The 4,039-nt window shown below is 69.3% G+C and carries 4 protein-coding genes; 1 reads left to right on the forward strand and 3 read right to left on the reverse strand.

What is annotated here, in order from left to right:
• The 3 genes from EQG76_RS14605 to ltnD all read right to left on the reverse strand — a co-directional run.
• The coding region (locus EQG76_RS14605; protein WP_159714739.1) for a lysylphosphatidylglycerol synthase domain-containing protein at positions 1-803 on the reverse strand (803 nt) is incomplete at its 3' end.
• A gap of 57 nt (positions 804-860) precedes the next feature.
• The gene (locus EQG76_RS14610; RefSeq protein WP_159714741.1) at positions 861-1,655 is read right to left on the reverse strand and encodes an endonuclease/exonuclease/phosphatase family protein; all 795 of its coding nucleotides are present in this window, start codon (positions 1,653-1,655) and stop codon (positions 861-863) included.
• 37 nt (positions 1,656-1,692) lie between these two features.
• Positions 1,693-2,568 (reverse strand): L-threonate dehydrogenase, encoded by an 876-nt coding sequence (gene ltnD / locus EQG76_RS14615; protein ID WP_159714743.1) that lies wholly within the window; start codon positions 2,566-2,568, stop codon positions 1,693-1,695.
• A gap of 141 nt (positions 2,569-2,709) precedes the next feature.
• Here ltnD and EQG76_RS14620 point away from each other — a divergent pair, with 141 nt between their 5' ends.
• Positions 2,710-3,732, forward strand: coding sequence for an aldo/keto reductase (locus tag EQG76_RS14620; RefSeq protein ID WP_159714745.1), 1,023 nt, complete (start codon positions 2,710-2,712; stop codon positions 3,730-3,732).
• The last annotated feature ends 307 nt before the right edge of the window (positions 3,733-4,039 follow it).

The following is a 4,039-nucleotide window of genomic DNA, read 5'->3' on the forward strand; positions in this document are numbered from 1 at the left end:
ACGTGTGAGATCAGCGAGGTGACATTGGCGATCACGTAGATGGCGGCGATGCCCGGGAAGGGCATCTCGGTGAAGGCGGCGAGTGCCTGGTGGAGGCAGGCGGCGACCATGATGAAGTTGGTCGTGCCGATCACGACCTGGGCCAGCGCCAGGCGCAGGCTCGGCATCTGGAGGGACCAGCGCCACAGGTGCAGCGGCCGGCGCAGGAACGCCGCCAACGTGAGATAGAGGGCCACGACGGCCAGGCAGCCGGCGCCGAGCGCCAGCATGGCCGGCTCGCCCAGGCCGGTGATGCGCTGGCCGAGGTCCGGGCGGAGGAGGAGGCCGGCGCCGCCCAGTCCGATCAGGCCGATCCCGACGGTCGCCCCGCAGAACAGGATGACCTTGGCGACCTCCTCGTTGCTCAGGCCCCAGCGGGAATAGAAGCGGTAGCGGATCATGCCGCTGCTCAGCGCGGCCATGCCGATCGTGTGGCCCATGGACAGGCTCAGGAACGAGACCAGCGCCACCTGCGGGTAGGGCAGGCGCTTGCCGACATAGCGGGTCGCCATCCAGTCGAAGCCGGTCAGGCAGAGATAGCTTAGCGCTGCGAACAGGCCGGCCAGGAGCAGGTTGCCCGCCGGCACGGACGTGACCGAATCGACCAGCTCCTGCCAAGTGTAGCGCGAGAAGGTCCGGTAGAGCAGGAAGGCGGCCAGGCTCAGGGCGGCCACGGTGACGCCGAGCGTCGCCCAGCGCCGCCATCCCCCCTGGCCGTACGCCGCCTCCGGCCGGGCACTTTCATCCGCGCTGGCTGCCTGCATCGATCCGGTGACCCCGTGGCCGCGGCGGCGGTCGCCTCCGCCGCCGTCCTCCCGCCATCAACCGGACAGAGCGGGCGCGGCTCCGGAACTCGCCGGAAGCTGCTCGTCTGCCGGGTCGGGCAGGTCGCCCACCTGGAAGTCCATCACCAGCGGCAGGTGGTCGGAGGCCAGCCGGGTGAGCGGGGTGCGCACCACACTCACCCGCTCCACCGCGACCGGGCCCCGATAGAACAGGTGGTCGAGGGCCATGATCGGCATGCGGCTCGGGAAGGTGGCGAGGCGCCGGCCCGGCTGGCTGCCCTGTGCCTCGTGCAGGTGACGGCGCAGCCGCCGGAACGTGGCGCTGGCCGAGGGCGCGTTGAAGTCGCCGGCCAGGATCAAGGGCGGCCGGCAGTCCGGATGGCCCAGCCAGTCCGGCCCGAGCAGGGCGTGGCTCTGCAAGAGACGTTCCGCACCCAGGAGGCCGAGATGGGTGTTGATCACCTGGAGCGGCCGGCCCGCCACGCTGATCTCGGCCCAGAGCGCGCCGCGCGGCTCCAGGAACAGGCCGCGCGGCGGCCCGGGCAAGGCGGAGGCGCGTACTAGCCGGCATGGCAGGGTGGACAGGATGGCGTCGCCATACTGCTCCTCCAGCACGTTGACCGCGGGATGGAACAGCATGCTCATGCCGAGCCGTTGGGCGATCAGTTCGGCCTGGTGGACCCCGCCGCTGCGGGTGCGGCCGACGTCGAGTTCCTGCAGGGCCACGATGTCCGGCTCGAGTGCGGCCAGCACCTCGGCGATGCGCTCCGGTGCGTGGCGGCGGTCGGTGCCGATGCAGCTATGGACATTGTAGGTGACGATGCGCGGCAAGGACCGGCTCTCCATGCGGGGAAGGCTGCTATGGAACTCAGCTTCCCTTCACTTCGATCCCTGCCAGGCGCTCATAGACCTTCACCACCGCCGCATCGTCCTCGCCGCCGAACCCGGCCGCCGCCGCCGCCAGGAACTGCTGGTGGGCCGCCGCCGCGACGGGCAGGGGAAAGCGCAGGCTGCGCCCGGTATCCAGCACCAGGCCCAGGTCCTTGACGAAGATCTCGACGGCGGAGTGGGGCGTGAAGTCGCGCGCCAGCATGTGCGGAACGCGGTTCTCGAACATCCAGGAGCGGCCGGCGGCGTTGCTGATCACCTCGAACAGCTCGCTCGCGTCCGCCCCGGCGCGCACGCCCAGCGCCATGGCTTCCGCCGCAGCCGCGATATGCACGCCGGCCAGGAGCTGGTGGACGGTCTTGACCGTGGAACCGATCCCGATCTTCGGGCCCAGGCGGAACACCTTGGCGGCACAGGCATCCAGCATGGGTGCAGCCTTGGCGAACGCCGCCTCGCTGCCCGAGGCCATGAAGGTCAGTTCGCCCGAGGCGGCCCTGGCGGCGCCACCGGAGACCGGGGCGTCCAGGTAGGGGTGGCCCGCCGCCTCGACCCGCTCGCCGATCCGCACCGCGTCCTCGGCTGGAATGGTGGCGCTCGACACGACGACCGCACCCTCGGGCAGCGCGGCGAGGGCACCGTTCTCGCCGAACAGGGCGGCCTCGAGCTGATGGGCATTGACCACCATGACCAGCAGGATGTCGGCCCCGGCGGCCGCCTCGGCCGGTGAGGCCGCGGCGGTGATGCCCTCGATGCGGGTCGGGCGGATGTCGTAGCCGGTCACCCTCAGGCCCTGGGCGCTCGCGGCGCGCGCCATGCCGCCACCCATCGAGCCGAGGCCGATCACGCCGAGCTGCATGGGTCGTTCTCCTTGTGGTCCTGGGCCGAACCTGCGCTGCCCGTCCCGTGCAGGCAAGCGGTGCCGGTGGTTGCCTTGCGGGCGCTTACGCTGGCCGGGGCGCCGCACTAGGATCCCGGCCCGCTCAACAGGGAGACGATGATGACGGAACTCGCCACGCGCGAGATCGGGACGACGGGCCTCGCGGTGCCGGTCCTGGGGTTCGGGTCGGCACCGCTCGGTGACATCTACGAGAAGATCCCGGAAGAGCGGGCGCTGGCCACGGTGCAGGCGGCTTACGACGCCGGCTGCCGGCTGTTCGACACGGCACCGCTGTATGGCTATGGCCTGTCCGAGCACCGGGTCGGCCATGTGCTGCGCCGACAGCCGCGCGATTCCTACGTGCTCTCAACCAAGGTCGGCCGCTGGCTGAAGCCGACGCCGCCGGAGCAGATCGACCGCGGCCAGTGGGCCGGCGGGCTGAACATGCAGCCAGTCTACGACTATTCCTACGACGGCACCTTCCGCGAGGTGGAGCACAGCCTCCAGCGGCTGGGCGTCGAGCGGATCGACATCCTGTTCATCCACGATGTCGACATCTGGACCCATGGCACCCGCGAGGCTTACGAGCAGCGCTACAAAGAGGCGGTCGAGGGGGCCTTCCGAGCACTGGCTGAGCTGCGTTCGCAGGGCGTGGTCAAAGCGATCGGCATGGGCGTGAACGAGATCGAGCCGTGCAAGCGGCTGGCGACCGACGCCGATCCGGACGTGTTCCTGCTGGCCGGCCGCTACACCCTCCTGGAGCAGAACGGGCTGGACGACCTGATGCCGCTGGCGCGGGAAAAGAAGTTCAGCTTCCTGCTGGGCGGGCCGTTCAATTCCGGGATCCTGGCGACCGGCCCGGTGGAAGGGGCAAAGTACAACTACAAGCCGGCGCCGCCGGAGATCCTGGAGCGGGTCCGCCGGATCGAGGCGGTCTGCCAGCGCCACGCCGTGCCGCTGGCCGCAGCCGCGATCCAGTTCCCGCTGGGCCTGGCGGAGGTGGCGTCGATCATCCCCGGTGCGGTGAAGCCCGAGGAGGTCCAGACCAATGTCCGGCTGATGACCCAGCGGATCCCGGCGGACTTGTGGGCGGAACTACGCCACGAGGGTCTCTTGCGCGAGGGCAGCCCCGCGCCAGGCTGAGGCCGTGACCGGGCCGCAGCAGAAGCGCCGGCCCGGCATTCGCAGTCTGTTCCGGATGTCGGGCAATGGCAGGTGACGGATGCTGGAGATGTTCCGGCAGGGAATCCTGCCCATCCGGAAGTCACGGATCGGTCTGGATCAGATCAGCAATTTCTCTTGAGAGATATTGGCCTTGATCAGCGACCATTCTGCTGTTGTATTTGGCAGTGGAAATACCACATAAATTAGATCAATATTTCTTGAACTGCCCGTGAGCTTGGCGGAAGATGATGATGGTAACCAAGGTGATCTGCCCTGCATCGTCCGC

The sequence above is a fragment of the Geminicoccus flavidas genome (genome assembly GCF_009806515.1).
Taxonomy (GTDB): domain Bacteria; phylum Pseudomonadota; class Alphaproteobacteria; order Geminicoccales; family Geminicoccaceae; genus Geminicoccus; species Geminicoccus flavidus.

Excerpts from the sequence above, each read along its gene's own strand:
- ltnD (WP_159714743.1), bottom strand. The coding sequence starts at position 2,568 with ATGCAGCTCGGCGTGATCGGCCTCGGCTCGATGGGTGGCGGCATGGCG.
- EQG76_RS14620 (WP_159714745.1), top strand. The coding sequence starts at position 2,710 with ATGACGGAACTCGCCACGCGCGAGATCGGGACGACGGGCCTCGCGGTG.